Source organism: Bacillus sp. N13C7, assembly GCF_026790065.1.
Classification (GTDB): Bacteria; Bacillota; Bacilli; order Bacillales; family Bacillaceae; genus Bacillus.
On record NZ_JALAMO010000002.1, the window covers coordinates 67,929 to 88,030 of the forward strand.

The 20,102-nt window shown below is 46.3% G+C and carries 22 protein-coding genes and 1 pseudogene; 8 read left to right on the forward strand and 15 right to left on the reverse strand.

Going from position 1 to position 20,102, the window contains the following annotated elements; genetic code table 11:
- Nucleotide 1 precedes the first annotated feature (1 nt).
- The 5 genes and pseudogenes from MOB98_RS02650 to MOB98_RS02665 form a co-directional block, all read right to left on the reverse strand.
- Nucleotides 2-1,435 (reverse strand): acyl-CoA synthetase, encoded by a 1,434-nt coding sequence (locus tag MOB98_RS02650; protein WP_268357883.1) that lies wholly within the window; start codon nt 1,433-1,435, stop codon nt 2-4.
- 6 nt (nt 1,436-1,441) lie between these two features.
- Nucleotides 1,442-2,002 (reverse strand): biotin transporter BioY, encoded by a 561-nt coding sequence (locus MOB98_RS02655; RefSeq protein ID WP_268357885.1) that lies wholly within the window; start codon nt 2,000-2,002, stop codon nt 1,442-1,444.
- 135 nt (nt 2,003-2,137) lie between these two features.
- Entirely contained in the window at nt 2,138-2,653 is a 516-nt protein-coding gene (locus tag MOB98_RS20860; RefSeq protein ID WP_419900987.1) for a methyl-accepting chemotaxis protein, read from the reverse strand.
- A gap of 240 nt (nt 2,654-2,893) precedes the next feature.
- Nucleotides 2,894-3,520: pseudogene (locus MOB98_RS20865) on the reverse strand (protoglobin domain-containing protein); the annotation flags it as partial.
- Between the two features lie 54 nt (nt 3,521-3,574).
- Nucleotides 3,575-5,104: an FAD-dependent oxidoreductase gene (locus MOB98_RS02665; RefSeq protein ID WP_268357888.1), complete on the reverse strand. Its 1,530-nt coding sequence runs from the start codon at nt 5,102-5,104 to the stop codon at nt 3,575-3,577.
- Between the two features lie 111 nt (nt 5,105-5,215).
- On the opposite strand from MOB98_RS02665, the gene MOB98_RS02670 reads away from it, so the two are divergent.
- The gene (locus MOB98_RS02670) at nt 5,216-6,073 is read left to right on the forward strand and encodes an SDR family oxidoreductase (RefSeq protein WP_268357890.1); all 858 of its coding nucleotides are present in this window, start codon (nt 5,216-5,218) and stop codon (nt 6,071-6,073) included.
- A 26-nt stretch (nt 6,074-6,099) separates the two neighbouring features.
- On the opposite strand, the gene MOB98_RS02675 is transcribed toward MOB98_RS02670, so the two are convergent.
- On the reverse strand, nt 6,100-6,333 hold the full coding sequence (locus MOB98_RS02675; protein ID WP_268357892.1) for an IDEAL domain-containing protein: 234 nt from the start codon (nt 6,331-6,333) through the stop codon (nt 6,100-6,102).
- Nucleotides 6,334-6,625: 292 nt separating this feature from the next.
- Here MOB98_RS02675 and comK point away from each other — a divergent pair, with 292 nt between their 5' ends.
- Nucleotides 6,626-7,204 carry a competence transcription factor ComK gene (gene comK, locus MOB98_RS02680; protein WP_268367232.1) on the forward strand — a complete coding sequence of 193 codons (579 nt, stop codon included), beginning with the start codon at nt 6,626-6,628 and terminating at the stop codon, nt 7,202-7,204.
- 45 nt (nt 7,205-7,249) lie between these two features.
- Here the strand turns inward: comK and MOB98_RS02685 are convergent, their stop codons facing one another.
- Complete coding sequence (locus tag MOB98_RS02685) at nt 7,250-8,149, reverse strand: SDR family oxidoreductase (protein ID WP_268357895.1); 900 nt, start codon at nt 8,147-8,149, stop codon at nt 7,250-7,252.
- Nucleotides 8,150-8,366: 217 nt separating this feature from the next.
- On the opposite strand from MOB98_RS02685, the gene MOB98_RS02690 reads away from it, so the two are divergent.
- Complete coding sequence (locus MOB98_RS02690; RefSeq protein WP_014663444.1) at nt 8,367-8,636, forward strand: excalibur calcium-binding domain-containing protein; 270 nt, start codon at nt 8,367-8,369, stop codon at nt 8,634-8,636.
- A 44-nt stretch (nt 8,637-8,680) separates the two neighbouring features.
- Here MOB98_RS02690 and MOB98_RS02695 read toward each other — a convergent pair whose 3' ends face one another.
- From MOB98_RS02695 to MOB98_RS02705, 3 genes are all read right to left on the reverse strand, one after another.
- On the reverse strand, nt 8,681-10,150 hold the full coding sequence (locus MOB98_RS02695; RefSeq protein WP_268357897.1) for a sodium:solute symporter family protein: 1,470 nt from the start codon (nt 10,148-10,150) through the stop codon (nt 8,681-8,683).
- Nucleotides 10,147-10,347 (reverse strand): DUF3311 domain-containing protein, encoded by a 201-nt coding sequence (locus MOB98_RS02700; protein ID WP_003224377.1) that lies wholly within the window; start codon nt 10,345-10,347, stop codon nt 10,147-10,149. Before MOB98_RS02700 ends, MOB98_RS02695 begins: the two co-directional genes overlap by 4 nt.
- A 199-nt stretch (nt 10,348-10,546) precedes the next feature.
- The gene (locus MOB98_RS02705; protein ID WP_268357899.1) at nt 10,547-10,909 is read right to left on the reverse strand and encodes a hypothetical protein; all 363 of its coding nucleotides are present in this window, start codon (nt 10,907-10,909) and stop codon (nt 10,547-10,549) included.
- A 152-nt stretch (nt 10,910-11,061) separates the two neighbouring features.
- On the opposite strand from MOB98_RS02705, the gene MOB98_RS02710 reads away from it, so the two are divergent.
- The 4 genes from MOB98_RS02710 (at nt 11,062) to MOB98_RS02725 (ending at nt 14,474) form a co-directional block, all read left to right on the forward strand.
- Complete coding sequence (locus tag MOB98_RS02710; RefSeq protein ID WP_268357901.1) at nt 11,062-11,685, forward strand: TVP38/TMEM64 family protein; 624 nt, start codon at nt 11,062-11,064, stop codon at nt 11,683-11,685.
- A 1-nt stretch (nt 11,686) separates the two neighbouring features.
- A complete protein-coding gene (lepB, locus tag MOB98_RS02715) occupies nt 11,687-12,208 on the forward strand; it encodes a signal peptidase I (protein ID WP_268357902.1) in 522 nt (173 codons plus the stop codon).
- A 162-nt stretch (nt 12,209-12,370) separates the two neighbouring features.
- Nucleotides 12,371-13,870 (forward strand): monooxygenase, encoded by a 1,500-nt coding sequence (locus tag MOB98_RS02720; protein ID WP_268357904.1) that lies wholly within the window; start codon nt 12,371-12,373, stop codon nt 13,868-13,870.
- 76 nt (nt 13,871-13,946) lie between these two features.
- On the forward strand, nt 13,947-14,474 hold the full coding sequence (locus MOB98_RS02725; protein ID WP_268357906.1) for a MarR family transcriptional regulator: 528 nt from the start codon (nt 13,947-13,949) through the stop codon (nt 14,472-14,474).
- Between the two features lie 26 nt (nt 14,475-14,500).
- Here the strand turns inward: MOB98_RS02725 and MOB98_RS02730 are convergent, their stop codons facing one another.
- From MOB98_RS02730 to MOB98_RS02740, 3 genes are all read right to left on the reverse strand, one after another.
- Nucleotides 14,501-14,728: a hypothetical protein gene (locus MOB98_RS02730; RefSeq protein ID WP_268357907.1), complete on the reverse strand. Its 228-nt coding sequence runs from the start codon at nt 14,726-14,728 to the stop codon at nt 14,501-14,503.
- On the reverse strand, nt 14,729-15,883 hold the full coding sequence (locus MOB98_RS02735; protein WP_268357908.1) for an AbrB family transcriptional regulator: 1,155 nt from the start codon (nt 15,881-15,883) through the stop codon (nt 14,729-14,731).
- 107 nt (nt 15,884-15,990) lie between these two features.
- Nucleotides 15,991-17,193 carry an MDR family MFS transporter gene (locus tag MOB98_RS02740; RefSeq protein WP_268357909.1) on the reverse strand — a complete coding sequence of 401 codons (1,203 nt, stop codon included), beginning with the start codon at nt 17,191-17,193 and terminating at the stop codon, nt 15,991-15,993.
- Between the two features lie 113 nt (nt 17,194-17,306).
- Between MOB98_RS02740 and MOB98_RS02745 the strand changes: the two genes are divergently transcribed.
- Complete coding sequence (locus MOB98_RS02745) at nt 17,307-19,031, forward strand: ABC transporter substrate-binding protein (protein ID WP_268357910.1); 1,725 nt, start codon at nt 17,307-17,309, stop codon at nt 19,029-19,031.
- 34 nt (nt 19,032-19,065) lie between these two features.
- Here MOB98_RS02745 and MOB98_RS02750 read toward each other — a convergent pair whose 3' ends face one another.
- A complete protein-coding gene (locus MOB98_RS02750) occupies nt 19,066-19,395 on the reverse strand; it encodes a four-helix bundle copper-binding protein (protein WP_268357911.1) in 330 nt (109 codons plus the stop codon).
- Nucleotides 19,396-19,507: 112 nt separating this feature from the next.
- On the reverse strand, nt 19,508-19,945 hold the full coding sequence (locus tag MOB98_RS02755; protein WP_268357912.1) for a ferritin family protein: 438 nt from the start codon (nt 19,943-19,945) through the stop codon (nt 19,508-19,510).
- Between the last annotated feature and the right edge of the window lie 157 nt (nt 19,946-20,102).

Sequence of the window (20,102 nt, forward strand, 5' to 3'; positions counted from 1 at the left end):
GTTATACGGCACCTTCCTCAAGCCATTTCCTCAGCCTGGAACGGGCGATTTTTCCGCTGCTCGTTTCCGGCAGGCACTCTGTAAACACCCATTTTTTCGGAATTTTATAGGATGCCAGCTTCTGTTTGCACCAGGCTTTCAGCTTTCTGGCATCAGTGTTTCCATGAATGACAGCCACGGCAATTTCTCCCCAGTACTCGTCAGGGATTCCAATGACAGCCGCGTTTTCAACCTCTGGACAGGAGAGAAGCACACGCTCAATCTCTTCCGGGAAAATATTCAATCCCCCATATACGATCATTCCGTTTTCTCTCCCCGATATGTATAAAAAGCCATCCTCATCGACAAAGCCCATATCATCCACTGTCAACCATTCATCTGGTGTGCTGCCGTTGACATAGCCGGAAAAACGCATTGGGCTTTTGACAAATATTTTTCCGATTTCCCCGGGCTGACAGCGTTCTCCGGCAGCGTTGCGGATTTCAATCTGGACGTTGTGAAAAGGGCGCCCTGCTGAATGCGGCTTTCGTTGGCTGTCTTCCGGTGAGGAGTATGTCACAAAGCTTAGCTCTGATGTACCGTAAAAATCGTACAGCTTGAGATGAGGCCATGTAGCGGCCAGCTTCTTCTTAGATTCTGCCGGCCAGTCTGCACCCGATGAAATGACTTTAACGGGATTGCTGGGAAAGCCCTCAATCCGGGTGAGGGCGTCTGTCATCGTCGGTACGGTATAGAGAACACTAACGGGTTCACGGTTCAGCCATTCCTTCGTCTGAGAAGGGGAAAACTTTTTCAGCAAACAAACGGTTCCTCCGAGAAACAAAGTACTGATTGCCCCATATAAGAAGTGAGAAGACATTAACGTTCCAGGGATCAATACCGTGTCATTTGATGAAATTGAAAAATCTGATTCTGTACATGTAAAGCTCTCTATCCATGAGCGGTGAGACCGCGTGAAGGCCTTCGGTTTTCCTGTGGAGCCAGACGTAAAACCCATGTAAAAGGGATGCTCTGGGTCAACGATAGGCAAGGGAGCAGTAGATTCCTCAGCGATATTTGCCATACAGTTATCCAGCAACACAACTGGTGTCTCGCTATCCATTAGTTTGTGTTTGAAAAAGGCTGTAGTAACCACTATATCCGCATTGCTTACAGACAGCCTCTCCTTACATTCAGCCGCGCTCCAGCGAGTGTCGATAGGAATGGCCGTACACCCAGCCGCCGCAGCTCCGGCAAACAGCTGTAAAAACGCCACGCTGTTTGGAAGCAGGATCGCTACACGTTTCGGCATGCTCGGCTGTGATCGCAGCCAATTTGCGGTTTGAGAGACAAGACGAGCCCAATCCCGGTACGTGATTTGCTGTGATTCGGTGTGGATCGCTACACGTCCGGGCGATGTTTCGGCGGTAGATGAATAGGTATGAGTAATTGTCATGTAGTGTCAGCCTCCTTTCGTAAACATCGTATCAGAAAGAGACAAGGCTTGGGTGATTTTTATAGCCAGAAACGCAGATACGGCAGCTTTTATCAAATCACCGGGCACATATGCAAGGCTCATGAAGGCGGCCTGTGACAAATCAATATGCATGATAAAAGCTTGTACGGGTATACCGAGCAGATAAATAAAGATGATGCCAAATACGATATGAGTAAAAAAGAGACGCAATACAGTCACCTTTCGCAGCCTGGCAGCGGCTAAACTGATCAGCCATGAGGCGAAGGGATAAGCGATTAAAAAACCCGCGCTCGGTCCGAAAAAAACGCCGAACCCGCCTCGGCCGCCGGGCAGAAGCGGCGCTCCGAAGGCAACAAGCAGCAAAAAGACAAGCTGGCTTAAGAAAGCAGACTTTGGCTTGAGGATGCTGCCTGCCAGCATGACACCAAGCGTTTGCAATGTAATCGGAACGGGTGTAAAGGATAAGAAGAGAGGGGGCATAAAACCCAGCACTGCCATCAGTGCGGTGAAAATGGCAATATGCATCATGTCTATTAATCTCAGCATGTGAAATCCTCCAAACCGTAATAAAATATGGTTATACAATAAAGGCAGGCAAATACTATGTCAACTTATTTTTATTTATAGTTAACATAAAAAGCACGAAAAAACCGGCCATTTGGCAGACCGGTTTTTTGATGCTTATTCTTCTGTCAGGATGACTAGCGAATCAACAGATGCGGCCACGTGAGAAACGGCGCGGCTGACTTCCTGAAGCCCTCCAAGAAAGGCCTGCAAATCGACGTCGATTTTGCCTGATTGCTCTTTGCTGATTTTCATGCTGTGGACGATTTCATCGAATAAGCGGTTAATTTGCGTCATTTTTTCTTTGCTCTCGCTGACCAGCCCATTTACGTCTTTGATATGCTTGGATACGATATTAATTTGTGTATTCGTATTGTTCACAAGCTCTGACACAGTAGAGACAGTTTTTTTCGTGTCCTCAGAAAGCTTCCGCACTTCATTTGCTACTACAGCGAAGCCTTTTCCGTGTTCGCCGGCACGCGCAGATTCAATCGAAGCATTAAGCGAGAGAAGGTTTGTTTGCTCTGCAATACCTGTAACGATGCCGAATATTTTTTCAATTTGCTGTGCAATTTCATCCAGCTTGACCATTTCCTTTTCGATTTGGACAAGGCTTGTGTCAATTTGGTTCATCTGTTTTTGTTGGATTTCAAGCTCTTTTTTCCCGCCGATTGACTTTTCTTCAACAGTGCTGGATGTCACTGTGCCGGCTTTGGATGCTTGGGAAATGCCTTCAGATTTGTCCACAAGCTCTTGAACGGATCTGCTCGTTTCTGAAAACAGATTGGCAATCGACCCAGACGTTTCTTGAATTTTCTGATGTAGAAGGTTTTTCTTTTCTTCTTGTTCATCACGAGTCTGATTGTACTCATTTTGAAACGCTTCAAGGACAAGCTGTTGTTCTAAGTTCAAGATTTTAGTTGTCGCTTTGATGGCTTTCAGCAATTCTTGGTGGTCTGTAATGGATGATTCGTAAATATCAATCATTGACAATAGCAGTTCTTGAAAAGCACCCATATACCATTTTGGCAGAAGGCCTATTCTCAAATGAATGGAGGCGATTCGGTTGCGTTTTTCAATAAATTCATCGTCAATAATGCCTGCAAACATTTCTTGAATATGCTGTTTTAACGTTTGTTTTAAGCGGTCAACTGAGCTGTGATCATTAATGATATCCATCAATGAGCTTTCATGGTCAAGGTTTTTATAAAACGCATCGACGATGTATACGATGTTTTCTTGAATTAAAGGCTGAAGCTGCTCTAACACGTAAAGCTCGGCATCTCCTAACCTGACCATTTTGAGCTGTTTTTTGACATCTGCATGTTTGTTTGTGAGGTGAATGCGGTTTTTTTGCTGTCCGTTTGATTCAGAAAAATAAGCTGTTTTTTGTTTTCTATCTTTTTTAAATAACAATACAATGATCCCCCTTGGGAAAAATATAATTTTTACTTTTTGGCTTTTTAAGCCTTTTTCTTTTTTATCGGCCAAGAGAAACATGAATGAAGCTGCAGTAGAAAAATATTTGAAAAACCGTTCATTAAAATGAACGGTTTAATCGAGATCTATTTGTTTTAATGGTTTGATGGCCGGGCCCTCTACAACTTCGCCAGATGGCTTAAAGCGTGATCCGTGGCACGGACAATCCCATGTATGCTCACCGTCGTTCCACTCGACCTCGCAGCCTAAATGGGTGCACGTTGTATCAACGAGGTGGAGGCAGCCTTGTTCATCCCGAAAAGCTCCCGCGCGTTTGCCGTTCACGGTGACGGCTTTCCCTTCACCAGGCGCAATGTCTTCAAACTGGACGTCAGGCTTTTCAAGCTTTCCTTTAATAAAATGCTTGGCGACATCGGCATTGTAGGAAATCACTTTCTGCACTCCGGGGTTCAGATGGAAACGGGACGGTGTAAATATGCTTTCGTATGGATTGTCTTTTTTCTCTACTAGGTCTGACAATAGAGTGGCTGCGACAGCTGATGTCGTCATGCCCCATTTTTTGAACCCGGTTGCTACAAGAATATTGTCCTCATTTTCCGACATCGGCCCGATAAACGGGATTTTATCGATTGTCACGAGATCCTGGGTGGACCAATAATATGGAATGCTTTCGATGCCGATGGTGCTTTCGGCCAGCTGTCTCAGTGTTTCATAATGTGTCGACATGTCTTTTCCCTGTCCTGTTTTATGGCTTACTCCGCTGAAGAGAATCAGCTTTTCACCGTTGACAATGGTATAGCGGAGCGCTATTGACGGCTGGTCGATACTCAAATACATGCCCTCGGGATATTCGCTCTTCGGCTTGATGGCGAGAACGTACGATCTGTCAGAATACATTCTCGCAGCATATAATCCGCCTCCGTCATAAAAAGGGAAGTGGGAACAGCATATGATAAAGCGGCTCTTGATGGCGTGCCGGCTTTTGGTTACCACTTCAGGCCTTTCTCCTTTTTTGATATCAAGCGCGACGGTCTCTTCATAAATCCGTCCGCCTTTTTGAACAATCTGCTCCAGAAGCGCTTTTAAGTATTGCAGCGGATGAAATTGGGCTTGATTCTTCATGACAAGCGCCAGCTTAGAACCTACGGGAATCGGAAGATCCTTGATAAGATCTCTTTCAATTCCAAGCTTTGTGTATGCCTCATGCTCCGTGCGGATTTTTTGTACAGCGTTTTCTTTTGCTGTGTAAAGATAAGCATCTTGTTCGATCCATTCGCAATCAATTTGATGTTCATCTACAATGCCTTTTATGTAATCAATTGCGTTTTGATTCGCTTCATAATAAAGCCTTGCGTGGTTCAGCCCGAAATTGCGGATAAACTCATCGTATATCATGTCATGCTGGGCAGTAATTTTAGCGGTCGTATGGGCAGTGGTGCCGTTGAGCACCTGGTTTGCTTCAATCAATACGACACGGAAGCCTCTTTTCGTAAGTTCATATGCCGTTGTGATCCCCGTAATCCCGCCTCCGATAATGGTGACGTCACATTCAGTGTCCTCTTGAAGCGCCGGAAAAGAAGGCAGGTCAGTTGATGTTTTCCAGTACGTTTCAGGTGATTCCTTTGCAAAATGTTGATTAGCCAAGCCGTTATACCTCCCATCAGATTTATTCTTAATTTTTCCATATTCTATCTTTTCATACATAGGAAGCAGGCAATGTTCATAACATAATAGGGTTGAAAAGGAGTGATTTCATTGGCGAATCAAAAAAAGAAAACATTGCCGCCTCAGCAACAGAACCAGCAGCCGGGTTTAGAATATCTCATGGATCCCCGTCCGGTTTTTGATAAGCCGAAGAAAGCGAAAAAATTAGAGGGCAAAACCGCTATTATTACCGGGGGAGACAGCGGAATCGGACGCGCTGTTTCGGTATTATTCGCAAAAGAAGGGGCTAATGTGGTCATTGTGTATTTGAATGAACACCAGGACGCCGAGGAAACAAAGCAGTATGTAGAAAAGGAAGGAGTTAAATGCCTGCTGATTGCCGGAGATGTCGGGGATGAAGCGTTTTGCAATGATGTGGTCAGGCAGGCAAGCCAAGCGTTTCCGTCCATTGATATATTGGTCAACAATGCGGCAGAGCAGCATGTCCAGCCAGGTATTGAAAAAATCACAAGCCACCAGCTGGTCAGAACCTTCCAAACGAACATTTTCTCCATGTTTTACTTAACAAAGGCGGTGCTCCCTCATTTGAAAAAGGGCAGCTCTATCATTAATACTGCCTCAATAACCGCTTATAAAGGCAATAAAACGCTGATTGATTATTCAGCGACAAAAGGTGCAATTGTTACGTTTACAAGGTCACTTTCCCAGTCGCTCGTTCAGCAGGGCATACGGGTTAATGCAGTAGCGCCGGGGCCCATCTGGACACCGCTTATCCCGGCCAGCTTTGCCGCAAAGGATGTGGAAGTGTTCGGATCAGATGTGCCGATGGAACGCCCGGGGCAGCCGGTGGAAGTGGCGCCAAGCTATTTATACCTTGCAAGCGACGATTCCACATATGTCACAGGACAGACGATTCACGTCAATGGAGGAACGATCGTAAACGGGTAATAAAAAGCCAATCCTTATGGATTGGCTTATTCGCTCTTCTTGAGCGCAGCATATTCTTTAGAGAGCGTAAGAAACGCATCTTTATCTTTTTCGTCCAAGGCTTTGTTAATTTGGTCCGTCAGCATGGAAAGCCGACGCTTATACAAGGATTCATCGAGCACCATTTGAATGTAGATATCCGTCATTGTGACATCGAATTCTTTTGTTTTTTGCGTGTTGCGGGACTTCATGAGCTCAGTGTACGATTTTTTCTCTTTCATAAAGAATCCCCCCAATGCCTTTTTTATAGTATATGGATAACGGTCGAAAAAATCAATAAATTTTTATAATTTTTAGACAACTAATACTTGGCAATCTATCGACATATCCTGCAAAATGCCGAAAACCAGCTGTTCTTATAAAAGTAAAATTGGTTTATTACTAGTTAATTAGTACCATTAAATATCATTAAAAGATGATTTTAGCTTATTTGTTAAAAAAACCTGTCGTTTTATAAAAACAGATGATAGATTATTAGTATAAATTTTGCAGAAAAAGGATGGAGGCCATAATATGAGTCAGAAAACTGACACTCCCTTAGAATCGTATGAAGTAAACAGTGAAACAATTGCTGTGCTGCCAGAGGAAATGGACGGTAAAATCTGTTCTAAAATTATTGAAAAAGACTGCGTGTTTTACGTCAGCATGAAGCCGCTGCAAATTGTCGACAGAAGCTGCCGTTTTTTCGGATCAAGCTATGCGGGAAGAAAAGCTGGAACGTATGAAGTGACAAAAATTTCACACAAACCGCCGATCATGGTGGACCCTTCGAATCAAATCTTTTTATTCCCTACACTTTCTTCGACAAGACCCCAATGCGGCTGGATTTCCCATGTTCATGTGAAAGAATTCAAACCGACTGAATTCGACGATACGGAAGTGACGTTTTCGAACGGCAAAACGATGGAGCTGCCGATCTCCTATAATTCGTTCGAGAACCAGGTTTACAGGACAGCATGGCTCAGAACCAAATTCCAAGACAGAATTGAACACCGCGTGCCGAAGCGGCAGGAATTTATGCTGTATCCGAAGGAAGAGCGGACAAAGATGATTTATGATTTTATTTTGCGTGAGCTCGGGGAGCGGTATTAGAAAATAGAAAGGAGCTGGCCGAACAGGGCAGCTCCTTCTCCTGCTTTAGGCTGTCGGAATTCCTCCGGTGATGCCATATACCTGTGATGTTACATAGCTCGAATTCTCTGAAGCTAAGAATACATAAACATCAGCCAATTCCACTGGCTGCCCAGCACGGTTTAATGGGGTCGGGGGCGTGCCTTGGCCGAATTTCGGGATGTTTTCCGCCGGCTGTCCGCCGGAAACTTGCAGGGGCGTCCAAATTGGCCCAGGCGCAACTGAATTCACTCTGATGCCTTTAGAAGCCAGCTGTTTTCCCAGTCCGATGGTAAAGCCGATAATGGCGTTTTTCGTTGCTGCGTAATCTAACAGCATTGGGCTTGGATTGTAGCCTTCAACTGAGGTAGTAGTAATAATCGATGCGCCCTCCGGCAAATACGGAAGTGCCGCTTTTACAACCCAGTAAAGGGAAAAGACGTTCACTTCAAATGTTTTATAGATTTGTTCAGTAGGCAGATTTTCGATGTTTTCGACCGCTTGCTGTTTGCCTGCAACGAGCGCCAGTACATCAAGCCCTCCGAGCTCCTGATGCGCCTGTTTGACTAGTTCCTGGCAAAAGGATTCATCGCTCAAGTCTCCGGGGATCAGCACTGCTTTTCGGCCTTCTGCTTCAATCAGTTCTTTTACCTCATCAGCATCTGGCTGTTCCTCTGGCAAGTAATTAATGGCCACATCGGCACCTTCCCTGGCGTAAGCAATCGCGGCAGCACGGCCGATGCCGGAATCGCCGCCGGTGACAAGCGCTTTTCGGCCTGTTAGCTTGCCAGATCCTTTGTAGCTTTTTTCTCCGCAATCAGGGACAGGCTTCATGTTCTTTTGCAGGCCTGGCGGCTCTTGATATTGTTCGGGAAATTCATCATGAAAAAATGTTTTTATAGGATTCGTAAGATTTGAATCAGACATCATCAACGCTCCTTTTCTGTTTGGTGTACACTCGTATGTGTACCCCTGAGCATAAGGAGAAAAACATGTTTTGGCAGTTTGAACACTGGTGGATCAAAGAAAAAAAGAAAAAACAAACCCTTCTTCCATATTTATCTTGTCAAATAAGACTATATGAATTATGATAAATTCGAGCTATAAATCAACTAAATTTTGGGTGTTGGGGGAGTGAATCGTCATGAAAAAAGCGGCGGCGGTTTTGCTGTCACTCGGTCTCGTTTTCGGTTTTTCATACGGAGCTGACCATGTGGCGGAAGCCAAAACAAAGGTGAAGGTGTATAAGAACTGCAAGGAGTTAAACAAAGTATACAAAGGCGGGGTGGCCCGCACTTCGAAGGTGAAAAACAAAGGCGGAAAAACAAAGTACAAGCCTTACGTCTCTAAGGATCTTTATGATGCCAATAAAAAGAAAGACCGCGATAAAGACCTTATCGCCTGTGAACGGTAAATAAGAAAAAGAGCAATCTGGTGTCCAGATTGCTTTTTTTATGCTTATGCCGCCTGATCGGCCGCAGCGCTTTTCGCTTTCCTTGTCATAAGGCTGACTGCCATCATGACCGAGATGTTCAAAAGCAGGGCGGCGATGCCGACATTCAAGTCTTTTGCGGCTTGCGGCAGCGCGGGAAATAAAGTGCCGATCGTTGTTTCCGTCATTGTAATATAAGTAACTGCCCCGACACCTGCAATAATGCCCGCGAAGGCTCCCTGCTTCGTCACCACATTATGCTTGAACAGGCTGAACAAAAGGGCGGGGAATAGCTGTGTGACAAGGCTGTAGCCCATCAATAGCAGCGTTACAATGGTATTCCCGCCTTTGAATGTAAAGTATACCGAGATTAACGCGATCACCGGAACTAAATACTTAGCCAGCACCGATATATGCTGTTCTGTCGTGCGGGGCGCGAACACCTTGTACACATTTTTTGCAAACAGCGTGGAGGCGGACATTAAGATCATAGACCCCGGAACAAGCGCCGTTAGCAGTCCGGCAGCACCGATGATCCCGACAAACCAAGGGTCAAATGTTTGCAGTGACAGTCGCAAAAGAGATAGATCTCCGTCCGCGCCTTTCAAACCGGGAACTTGCAGGATAGCCGCAAAGCCGACGAAAAGGACGAAGAGCAGGACCAGCTGGTATAAAGGCATGAAGATGGCGTTTTTGCGAAAGACTTTTGGGCTTTCGGCTGAATAAGATGCGGAAAACGTATGCGGCCACATGTAAAACCCAAGCGCTGTCAAGAGCACAGTTGAACTGAACCACGCGGCACTTTGTCCTGTATCAGGAAGCGTAAGAAAACCCGGCTTTGCCGTTTCAATCTGCTGAAACATGTCTTGAAATCCGCCGTAGTAATGAATCGGCAAATACACACCTAAAAACAGGACGACAACCAAAATCATGATGTCTTTCACAACCGATATCCAAGCAGACCCATGAATGCCGGATACCATAACGTAAACCGTGATGGAAACGGCGCCGATCCAGATGGCGGCGGCCGGAGAGATTCTGCCGTACGATGTTTCCGATACAATCAGCCCGAGGCCTTTCAGCTGCAGCACGAGATACGGAATGAGAGCGGCAATGCCTACCAGTGAAACGAGAACGCCTAGCAGAGGGCTGTCGTATTTTTTGGTGAAAAAATCAGACTGTGACATCAGCTTATGCTGTTTCGCGTACGTCCAAACTGCCGGAAGAAGCCAATAAGAAAGGATGTAGGCCAGGCATCCGTAGGCGATGATGTAAAAGGCCGGACCGCCTTTCCCATAGGCCCAGCCGCTGCCGCCGAGAAACGTAAAGGTGGTATAAATTTCGCCTGCCATCAATAGGAAGACGAACACGGTTCCGAAGCCGCGGCCTCCAACCGTCCACTGTTCAAGATTCATGTCTTTTCCTTTTTGGGCGCGAATACCGAGAAAAATGCTTAAGAGCAGGACGCCGAAAATGATCATGAGAGCTGCGTTCATTCTGCTTCCTCCTTTTTATTTTCTTTGTCGAGCACATACACAATCGCCATCAGCGCGGAGGTCAGAAGGGCCCACATGACGATATAAGCAAGAATAAACGGCATGCCGAACACATAGGGAGTCACTTTATTTGCAAAAGGGATGCCGAGCAAAATTCCGATAAAGGGCAAAGCAGCGAGAACGTGAATCAGTTTCATAGAATCCTCCTTCTAGGTTAAGGTTGAGGTGTGCGCGCAGATATGGCGGCAGATGTCATTTTTTGAGGTAAAAGGCTGTGGTTCGAATTATAAATAAATTTATTTTGTTTGTATAGTGTGAATTATCTGATATTTATTATTGAAAGCTCCCGAAGAGGGAGCGGTCAGTCTCGGGAGTGCGCAGAATAATGCAAAAGACTCAGGGTCTTTCAGGGGCAAATAAATAGAGCGTTAATAACTCGCTGACCTGCTCTCGGATTCGCGGATTAAAATAGCGGTGCTTTTCTTCATAACCATCAATTACAAATACATAAAGCGTAAAGGCCTCATCGCGTTCCGCCTCGTGGATTGAAATTTTCCTTTCCCTCAGTTCTTTTCTGACCTCAATCAAATCCTTTTGTGCTATTTTTAATGATTCGCTGATAAGCTGTTTATAAGGATGCTTCAATTTTAAAGTGCTTTGCTCAATTCCGGCGAGATCACGATTGAAAATTGTAATTGCCATGGGCAAAAAGAGAGCCCTTTCAATTAAATCGTATATTTCCTCTTTCTGATTCGGCATGCTGACTCCTTCTTTCTGGCGGGAACGTTTGTTCTATTTGTATTCTATATCGGCTGGTGAAATGTTTCAAGACAGAAAAAATCACCAAAACTTTTTAGTTTTTTGCTGATAATGTGTAGAATAAGGATAGACAAACACGGTAAGGAGTATAAATGTTGGAGCATTTTTTATCCTATTTGACACAAGAACATTTAACTGAATTCTTTCAAAGCTATAGGGCTTTCGGTCCGCTCATTGCTGTGCTGCTGCCTTTGATTGAAGCATTTCTCCCGTTTTTGCCGCTGATCGTGTTTGTGGTGGCGAATACAAACTCGTTTGGCCTGTGGGAAGGATTCATCCTGTCTTGGGCAGGGTCAACTGCTGGATCAATTCTTGTTTTTTTGATTGTCCGTCAATATGGACAGAGAAGATTGCTTGGTTTTATCCGCAGTCATCCGTCGGTCAGAAAACTGATGTTATGGGTGGAAAGACACGGCTTCGGTCCTATGTTTCTTCTGCTTTGTTTTCCGTTTACACCGTCAGCCGCGGTGAATGTTGTTGCCGGTTTGTCAAGGATCGGAACGCGGCCGTTTATTTTGGCGGCAGCCTCGGGAAAGCTTGTCATGATTTTTATGATCAGCTTCATCGGATATGATCTGCACGCGCTGATTACACAGCCGATTCGAACGGTCATCGCCGTATTGGTGATCACTGTCTTATGGTATGTCGGCAAAAAGGTGGAGCGGTACCTGCATGTGAGGGCCAGCCAGCGTGAGCATGATGGAGGGAGACAGTAACATGAAAAAACGGTTTTGGTTTCTTGCCGGTGTAGTGTCCGTCGTTCTCGCCATTCAGGTTAAAAATGCCGTCTTTATCGATTACAAAGTGGAAGGCGTCAGTATGAACCCGACCTTTCAGGAAGGGAACGAACTGCTGGTCAATAAATTTTCGCATCGATTTAAAACCATCCATCGTTTTGATATTGTCCTTTTTAAAGGCCCTGATCAAAAAGTGCTGATTAAGCGGGTAATCGGATTGCCCGGTGAATCGATCAAATATAAAGATGATCAGCTATATGTGAACGGAAAACAGGTTGCTGAACCATTTTTGAAGCATTTGAAGTCTGTTTCAGCGGGAAGCCATGTAACGGGTGATTTTTCTTTGAAAGATGTGACAGGATCAAGCAAGGTGCCGAAAGGACAATATTTTGTCGTTGGAGATAATCGCATATACAGCTTCGACAGCCGGCACTTTGGCCCGGTTAGAGAAAAAAAGATTGTCGGTGTGATTTCCGATGCTGAACAAAAAGACGCCAATTGAAGAGGCGTCTTTTTTATGCTGTTTGGAAAAATGTGTTGAAGAAAAATTTGTTAGGGGATATAATCATTATTGTTACGCGTGTAACAATAATGTGGTTTGTTTCTTAAGTTGTGTTTATTTTTCAATATCTTTAAATTTGTTTCAAACGAAACAAAAGGAGTGATGAAGATGAATTATGAAGCAGTGATTATAGGTGGAGGCCCGGTTGGATTTATGGTGGCCTCTGAGCTTGCGATGGCCGGAGTGAAGACATGTGTAATTGAGCGGCTTGAAAAGCCTGTCCCGCATTCCAAGGCACTGACGCTGCATCCCCGCACGCTCGAGCTTCTTGAAATGAGAGGGATCTTAGAGCGTTTCATATCCTGCGGAAGCAAGATACCATCCGGGCACTTTTCAATGCTGGATACCCGTCTTGATTTTTCAGGCTTGGAAACGAGCTGTCCTTATACGCTTTTGCTTCCGCAGGCTAAAACAGAGCAGCTGCTTGAGGAGCATGCGCGAAGCTTGGGAGCAGAGGTGTTTCGAGGGGCAGAGGTGCTGACGGTTACGCAAAACGCATCAGAGGCGCAAATCATTTTCAAGGATCGGGATGGCAGTGTGAGGACGATCACAAGTATGTTTGCCGTTGGTGCCGATGGAGCAGGAAGTACTGTCCGGAAACAGGCTGGAATTGAGTTTCCGGGAACAGACAGCACCATTACTGCATCGCTTGGAGATGTGGCGCTCCTTTCTCCGCCGCCGTCAGGCGTGCTGTCCCTTTGCACAAAAGAGGGGGGTGTCATGATTGTTCCGCTTTCTCCTGACCGATACCGTGTCGTCGTGATCAGCCCTTATCGCACGCAGACGCCGAAAGATGTGCCTGTCACTGGGGAGGAGCTGAAAACGGATCTCATGCGAATTTGCGGGAGTGACTTCGGTTTAACCGAGCCTTCGTGGATGTCGCGGTTCGGGAACGCCGCACGCCAAGCGAAGCGGTATCGGGACGGCAGGATCTTTCTTGCGGGAGATGCGGCGCACATTCATTTTCCAGCGGGCGGCCAAGGGCTGAATGTCGGCCTTCAGGATGCGATGAACCTTGGATGGAAGCTTGCAGCGGCTGTTAAGGGATCTGCGCCTTCATGGCTTTTGGACAGCTATCATGAGGAACGGCATCCGGTTGCTGAAGGCCTTCTGAGAAACACGGAGGCGCAGACAAAGCTGATCGATTTTACTCAAGCCGGTCTCCATTTACGTAGTATGATGTCCGAGCTGCTCGCCTATCCTGAAGTGAACCGAGATGTAGCGGGGCAAATTTCTGCGCTTGATGTCAGGTATAAACCTGATCCCAATATGCCGCCGCATCGTTTGAACGGGGCAAGAGTGGCTGATATGGAGCTGATTCTTTCCGACGGCAGTATGGAGCGGCTGTACAGCTGTCTTCAAAAGGGTACTTTCGTTTTGCTGTCATTGATGCAAGATGCTGATGGTCATGCCCAAGGTAAAGGCTTACGCACGGTAAACGCTTCGCTTACAGAACCGAATGAAGAGTGGCGGGACGTGCATACAATATTGATTCGCCCTGACGGACATGTTGCTTGGGCGGTAGATGCATCGGCGCCCGATTGTGCCGAGGTGATTCAAAAAGGGATTAGCCGCTGGCTTCCCGCCATCAGCCGAGTGTAACGCAATTCGATTGTTTCATCAGTAACAAAACGGTATGATAGAAGAAACAATCGAATGAAAAAGGATGGAAAACCCGATGGACACAGATCATACGAAACGCAATCTTTTTGAATTGTATGCGGAGCTTATTCATCAGCAGGAGAAATGGGAGGGGCTTATTAAAGCCTTTTTATCCGACGAATTGAAGAAGCTGGATGCCGAGCACGGGAGTAAATCCCAATTGACGATGACAGAAATTCATGTTCTTTCGTGTGTCGGTGACAATGAACCAATCAATGTCACGTCTATAGCAGAAAAAATGAATACGACAAAAGCGACTGTATCGCGCATCAGCACAAAATTGCTCAGTGCGGGATTCCTTCATAGAACTCAGCTTAGCGATAACAAAAAGGAGGTCTACTTCCGACTGACGCCGGCTGGGAAAAAACTTCACAATTTGCATAAATATTATCATCAGAAGGTCGAACAGCGTTTTCTGTCATTTTTTGACCGGTATACAGAGGAAGAGATTCTTTTTGCGGAACGGCTGTTTCGGGATTTGGTGACAAAATGGTATCCGTCGTCAGAAGAAATGGAAGATGGTCTTCACAACGTTTTTAAATAAAAAACACGCACTGAGGTGCGTGTTTTTCACGTTTCTTCTTTCTTTTTCAGGATGGTAAGGTAAATCAGATTTCCTCCGGCTAAAATCATAAGCGGCAGTCCAGGGGAGCCGGATGTCACCACATTATAAATCAGCCAAATTCCTAAGCATATTCCGTAATATAAGTGCATTGTTTTCTCGGGATTGTCGCGAAGCAAAAGAGTCACCCCTTTCCCTTCTGCTGTAAGTGTACCATGGGAGGATTTTTTCTCCAATTAGGCATTACTGCCGCTAATTGGGCTCTCTTTGTCTTTTTTCTCACCATGAAGATGGTGAAGCAAGCGATAAAACGGCGGCAGCAGGGCGATAACCAGAATGACGCGTATGACCTGAACTGCAACGACAAAGGTGGAATCAGCATGCAAGGTTACAGACGTCGTCGCCATTTCTGCAATGCCGCCGGGCGCAAATGCCAGAACAGAAGTGATGAGTGAGATTCCTGTCAGCTTGGAAACGATCACGGCGCTCAAAAACATAGCTGCGATTAAGCCGACGGACGAGACAAACCCGACGATGATAATGCGGGTAACGCCAGAAAACATGCTTTTGTACATCTTCGAGCCGATCGTTGCCCCGAGGAATACCTGCGACACATGGTTCGCTTGTGACGGCCACCATGCCATCATGTCATGCCCTGTCACCGCAGCTCCGCCAACGTGCACAAGTGCCACACCGAGCATGCTGCCGAGCAGCCATGGAGCCGGGAACTTTAAACGTTTTGCAGCTTTGCAGGCTCCCCAGGCAGCGAGAATAAGAATGGTGGTCCATAAAACGGGAGCAAGCCTAAAATCTGTCGTTGCTGTGGAAAGCGTTTTTGCCGCGGCACTTGCTGAGCTATCTTGTTTTGAATAGATCAGGATGACCAAAAACGGAATAGATAGCACCACGAGCAGCACCCGCATCATTTGAACGAGGCTGACAATAGCAGTATTGGCGCCGACCTCCTGTGCGATGCTCGGCATGGCGGAAAGTCCGCCGGGAGCGGTGCCGACAAAGCTTGTCATCATATCCGTTTTGCTGAAACGCCAAAGCACATACCCTGACAGCATGGCCAGAAGTATAGACAATATCAGCATAATGCCGACTGAAAACCAATGGTCTTTGAGAACAGAGAGAACGGATAAATTCAGCTTTTGGCCCAATTCAATGCCGAGGATCATCTGCCCGAGGGCGAGCCACCGGCGGTTAATTCCTTTTTGGTCTGGCGCCATCATCAGCCATGCCGGCCGTATCATGGCGAGGCAGCAGGCAACAATCAGCGTTCCGATCATCCATCCAATCGATATTCCGGTTAATGAAAGAATAAATCCCCCGGCTGCACTGATTGCGATAAACCATAGATCTTTGAGGAGATTTTCGTCTTTCTTCAATATAAAACCCTTCTTCCTTTACACGTAACGCTCTAATTGTTCACGTAGTGAATGTATTATTACTATAATATATTTTCATTGATAAAGAAATTATGAATTATTTTCGATTAGCCATTCATTTTTCTTATGGACTTGTGTTCGAGTTTATCTATTGTGTAAGTCAGGCATAAACCCGTTGTCAGGATACATGCGGCAAGGAAATAAAAAATCACTTCTCCGCCAAACGATGCCAGGATCATCCCGCCTGCCAGAGGTCCGATTGCACGGGAAATATCCCAATGCAGACCGTACACTGCATAAAACCGGCCGAGCAGATGGGGCGGTGCCAATCTTGCTATGAAGGTCTGGATGTGAGTTAATCCGATGCTTTCGCCAACCGTCATCACCGCTGCCGTCACTAAAAGCATTGTCAGGGAAGTTGAGCATGCAAAGCCGGCAGCCGCAAGGGAGTAGCAGATATAAGTAATGAAAAGGATTGTTTTCATTGAAAGCTTTTCTGTCCCTTTGACAAGAGGTACTTGGAGAACAAAGCTGAATAAAGCTTTTGCTGCCGAGTAGATGGTCAGCATGAACAAATAATCAGAAAATATATTTTTGCTGAACAGCCTATATGTTGTTTCGGTTTGTGCATATAGCATGCTGATGGGGAGAGAAAGCAGCAAAAGAAGCAGGACAGGCCTGTATATCATAAAGCTCGCAGACATTTCCAGTGTTACAGTTGTGTTTAGCGGCTTTGTCTCTGGCAGTTTCAGTGCAGCGATCAGAAAGTAGATGAGCAATGCCGCGGCATCCAAAGCGAATATCCACACGGGGTTATACTGGTACAGCAGCATCCCCAGCAGCGGCCCTGCCGTCAGGCCCGCCGAATAGATTGCATTGATCATTGCAAATACTTCAGAACGTCTGCTTTCCGGCGTGCTTTCGGCCATTTGGGCCCGGGAAGCAGGAATGTACAACGATCTCCCGATGCCATTCATGACATAGAGAAAGGCGAAAACATACGCATGTTCAGCAAAAACAAATCCCGTCATTGCTGCTGATTGCAGAAGCAATGCGATCAGAATCGCTGTTCGCCGTCCGAGCTGGTCCGCCACTCTTCCCGCAACGAGCGTCAAGCAAATATCGGCAAATGGCTGAAGGCTGATGATCAGCATTGGAATCATGATACTGCCGTTTAATTGTTCATGCAGATACAGCACCATAAAAGGGGCCATCATTGCACCTGTCAGGCTTGTCAGCATTTCGCCGAAAAAGCGGAGCCAAACGGGAGCGCTGTATCTCGATTTTATCGATTGAAAGCTGGTCAACATGTGATCGCCGCCTTTCGCTGTTTGATATAGTAGTAGTGTATAGAAGGGGCAGCGGCCCAAAAAGTGAAGAAAAGAAGAGAAAAAGATTCCCCTTTTGTCGGGAGGTGCGGGGATTGAAGCTGATTGAGCACTACGTGGCACTTGTAAAAACAGGACGCGCTGCGTATGGGCAAATGAACGAAATGTCGCTCGCTGAGATTGCTGCCTGTTTATTTTGTACAGAACGAAATGCAAAGCTCATTTTGCATAAGCTGGAGAACAAGAATTGGATTATCCGGGAAAGCGGGGCGGGACGCGGCCGCAAGTCCAAAATCGCGTTTCTTCGCCAGCCGGAGGAACTGCTTCTGCAAACTGCCAAGGAATATACAATGGCTGGAAAGCTTAAAAAGGCAAAGGAACTGCTTCAGCAGTATCAGTCCGCGTTTCCTGGGCTTGGAAACGAGTATGATATGTGGTTTTCTAAGGTGTTTGGCTTTGTAACAGAGGCCAGCCGGGATGGAGCGATGGATGTGCTTCGGCTGTTCATCACCCCTGGAGCTGTCCGCAGTTTGGACCCGTGCCAGATATTTTTGCGGTCTGAGGGGCACTTCGTCAAACAAATATTTGATACATTGCTCACATTAGATCCGGATGTGCAGGAGCCCAAACCTCATTTGGTTCATGGATGGGAAGAGGAGAAAAAACGATGGAGATTTTTTCTTCGAAAGGGTGTGTCTTTTCATAACGGACAGCCGCTGACGGCGCGGGATGTTGTGTTTACGTTTCAACGCTTTATGGCACAAGCTGACAACCCGTTTAAATGGCTGCTGCACGGAGTGAAACAAGTCTTAGAAAATGGGCCTTATTGTGTGGAGCTCATACTTGATAAGCCGAATGAGCTTTTGCCGTATGTTCTTTGTGATGAACGCTTGTCCATACTGCCCGCAGAACAGGGCGGAGGGATAAATGGATCAGGGCCTTTTCGGGTGATGCAGCATCACGGCCGGATGCTGGTGCTTGAGGCCAATGAGCGCTACTTCAAGGAACGGCCCTTTTTGGATCGCGTGGAGTTTGTGTTTTCTGAGCAAGCCGGAGAGATGAACGGTTTTACCATTCAAGAAAAACAACCATGTCCCGAGCGGCAAACTGTTTTTGATGAGCGGCATGTTCAGTATTTGTCGCTCAATCTGAAAAAGAAGGGGCCTCTTCAGCATCGAAGCTTTAGAAAAGCGCTCCGCCTGCTGATTTCCTCTGAACGGCTCGTTCGTGAAGCGGGAGGGCACCGCAGAATCCCGGTTACGTCTTTTTTGCATCAGAGTCCTTTTGAGTGGGAAGGCGTTTCATTTTCTGAATTGCTGAAGCAAAGCGGATACAAGGGAGAAACGCTGGTGCTTTCTACCTTTTCGGAAACGGATCATCGTGAGGACGCGGAGTGGATTCAAAATGTTTGCGCCCGGCACGGTATCAGGCTTACACTTCAATTCTATGATTCTGCTGATCTGCGCCGCGCCGACATCGTGCAGATGGCGGATATCATTCATGATAGTGCGACGTTTTATCAAGACAGCGATTTTGGTTTTCTGCACTTGCTGCTGTCCGGGAACAGTTTTTTGTATCAGCATCTATCTAAACAGATGAAACAGATGTGCTCAGAAATGACAGACCGCATGTTTTCGGTGCCTGACCGCTGCTTGAGAATCAATATGCTGCGGGACATTGACCGCCAGCTTATACAGGAGTTCAATGCGATTCCGTTGTATCAAAATGTGCTCCAGGTGACATCAAGTGAGAATGTGAAAGGCCTGGTGCTTGATGAAGAGGGGTGGGTCGATTTGTACGCCGTGTGGCTGTCCAAATGAAAAAGAGGGTTCTTTCATGAACCCTCTCTGTTTTTTATGCCGCTGCCATGCTGCGGCATTGTTCAGCGCAGGCATAGCAGGATTTTGCACATGCCTGGCAATGATCTTGATCATGTTTTTCGCATTCTGTGCCGCACGTTTCACAAATATCGGCGCAAAGTGCACAGATTTCTTTTATGAACGGGCTGTCCGTTTGCATCGCTTTGGCTGCCAGAGCGCAAATATCCGCGCATTCCCTGTCAAGCCGGATGCAGCCGCTGAGATCGTGCTGCGCGCTTTCTTCCAAGCATTTTGTAAAACAATGGTTACAAGCCTCCATACAGTTGATGCAAGCCTCCATACATGCTTGTGAAGTGTGCTCCATGGTTGATTCCCCCTGTTCAGTGTATGTTTTATGTTTCCCGGCTGCATGTGAAAAAAACTGCTGAGTGTGTTTGCGGGGAAGGGATATGTACATATAACCTGAGCGGGTATATCTAATGTTCCATCAGATAGTACAGGAACCAAACAGCGTGATTTTGTTCATCGCGTGCGGCGCGCGTAAAGATGCCTTTTGCTTTTAAGTTTGAGGTTTCTTCAGCTGTGCGCAAGTAAAAGTCGACCGTCCTTTGTTCATCCTTAAAAGCGGCGTCCAGTCCTCTCGTGAAATTGTCCGGGCATTTCTCTGTTTGTTTCGGCATGATGGGCTTGCCGGTAATGGCTCCGTACAGTGTGGAAAATTCACGAAGATGGCGCATTTCGTCACGCCTGATTTCTTCAATCTGTTTTCTGACGTCGTCGCGGTGGGTAAGTTCGGCAAGCTTGCGATAGCATTGAATCGCGCTGAATTCTGCATGAATGGCCTTTTTCAGATTCTGAATCAAAACAGGATCTGCCCGGTATGGCGCCGGATAGGGGTAGTAGCTGTAATACAAGAGGGGTCAACTCCATTCTTAAGGAATTGGGCTTCCCTAAAAGTATATGTAGGGCAGGGAGACTTGTGCGGAGAAAATCAGCTTTTTATATGCGAAAAGGCCGTTTTTACCAATAGATCAGATTGGTCATTTTCGTCAACATTCGATAAAATATAGA

Bases quoted from the DNA above. Each gene is read 5' to 3' on its own strand.
- MOB98_RS20860 (WP_419900987.1), bottom strand. From the start codon at position 2,653: ATGAACCAAATTGACACAAGCCTTGTCCAAATCGAAAAGGAAATGGTC.
- MOB98_RS02700 (WP_003224377.1), bottom strand. From the start codon at position 10,347: ATGAAACTGATTCACGTTCTCGCTGCTTTGCCCTTTATCGGAATTTTG.
- MOB98_RS02720 (WP_268357904.1), top strand. From the start codon at position 12,371: ATGAAGATGAATTATGAAGCAGTGATTATAGGTGGAGGCCCGGTTGGA.
- MOB98_RS02725 (WP_268357906.1), top strand. From the start codon at position 13,947: ATGGACACAGATCATACGAAACGCAATCTTTTTGAATTGTATGCGGAG.
- lepB (WP_268357902.1), top strand. From the start codon at position 11,687: ATGAAAAAACGGTTTTGGTTTCTTGCCGGTGTAGTGTCCGTCGTTCTC.
- MOB98_RS02710 (WP_268357901.1), top strand. From the start codon at position 11,062: ATGTTGGAGCATTTTTTATCCTATTTGACACAAGAACATTTAACTGAA.
- comK (WP_268367232.1), top strand. From the start codon at position 6,626: ATGAGTCAGAAAACTGACACTCCCTTAGAATCGTATGAAGTAAACAGT.
- MOB98_RS02685 (WP_268357895.1), bottom strand. From the start codon at position 8,149: ATGTCTGATTCAAATCTTACGAATCCTATAAAAACATTTTTTCATGAT.
- MOB98_RS02650 (WP_268357883.1), bottom strand. From the start codon at position 1,435: ATGACAATTACTCATACCTATTCATCTACCGCCGAAACATCGCCCGGA.
- MOB98_RS02655 (WP_268357885.1), bottom strand. From the start codon at position 2,002: ATGCTGAGATTAATAGACATGATGCATATTGCCATTTTCACCGCACTG.
- MOB98_RS02690 (WP_014663444.1), top strand. From the start codon at position 8,367: ATGAAAAAAGCGGCGGCGGTTTTGCTGTCACTCGGTCTCGTTTTCGGT.
- MOB98_RS02695 (WP_268357897.1), bottom strand. From the start codon at position 10,150: ATGAACGCAGCTCTCATGATCATTTTCGGCGTCCTGCTCTTAAGCATT.
- MOB98_RS02740 (WP_268357909.1), bottom strand. From the start codon at position 17,193: ATGTTGACCAGCTTTCAATCGATAAAATCGAGATACAGCGCTCCCGTT.
- MOB98_RS02750 (WP_268357911.1), bottom strand. From the start codon at position 19,395: ATGGAGCACACTTCACAAGCATGTATGGAGGCTTGCATCAACTGTATG.
- MOB98_RS02675 (WP_268357892.1), bottom strand. From the start codon at position 6,333: ATGAAAGAGAAAAAATCGTACACTGAGCTCATGAAGTCCCGCAACACG.
- MOB98_RS02705 (WP_268357899.1), bottom strand. From the start codon at position 10,909: ATGCCGAATCAGAAAGAGGAAATATACGATTTAATTGAAAGGGCTCTC.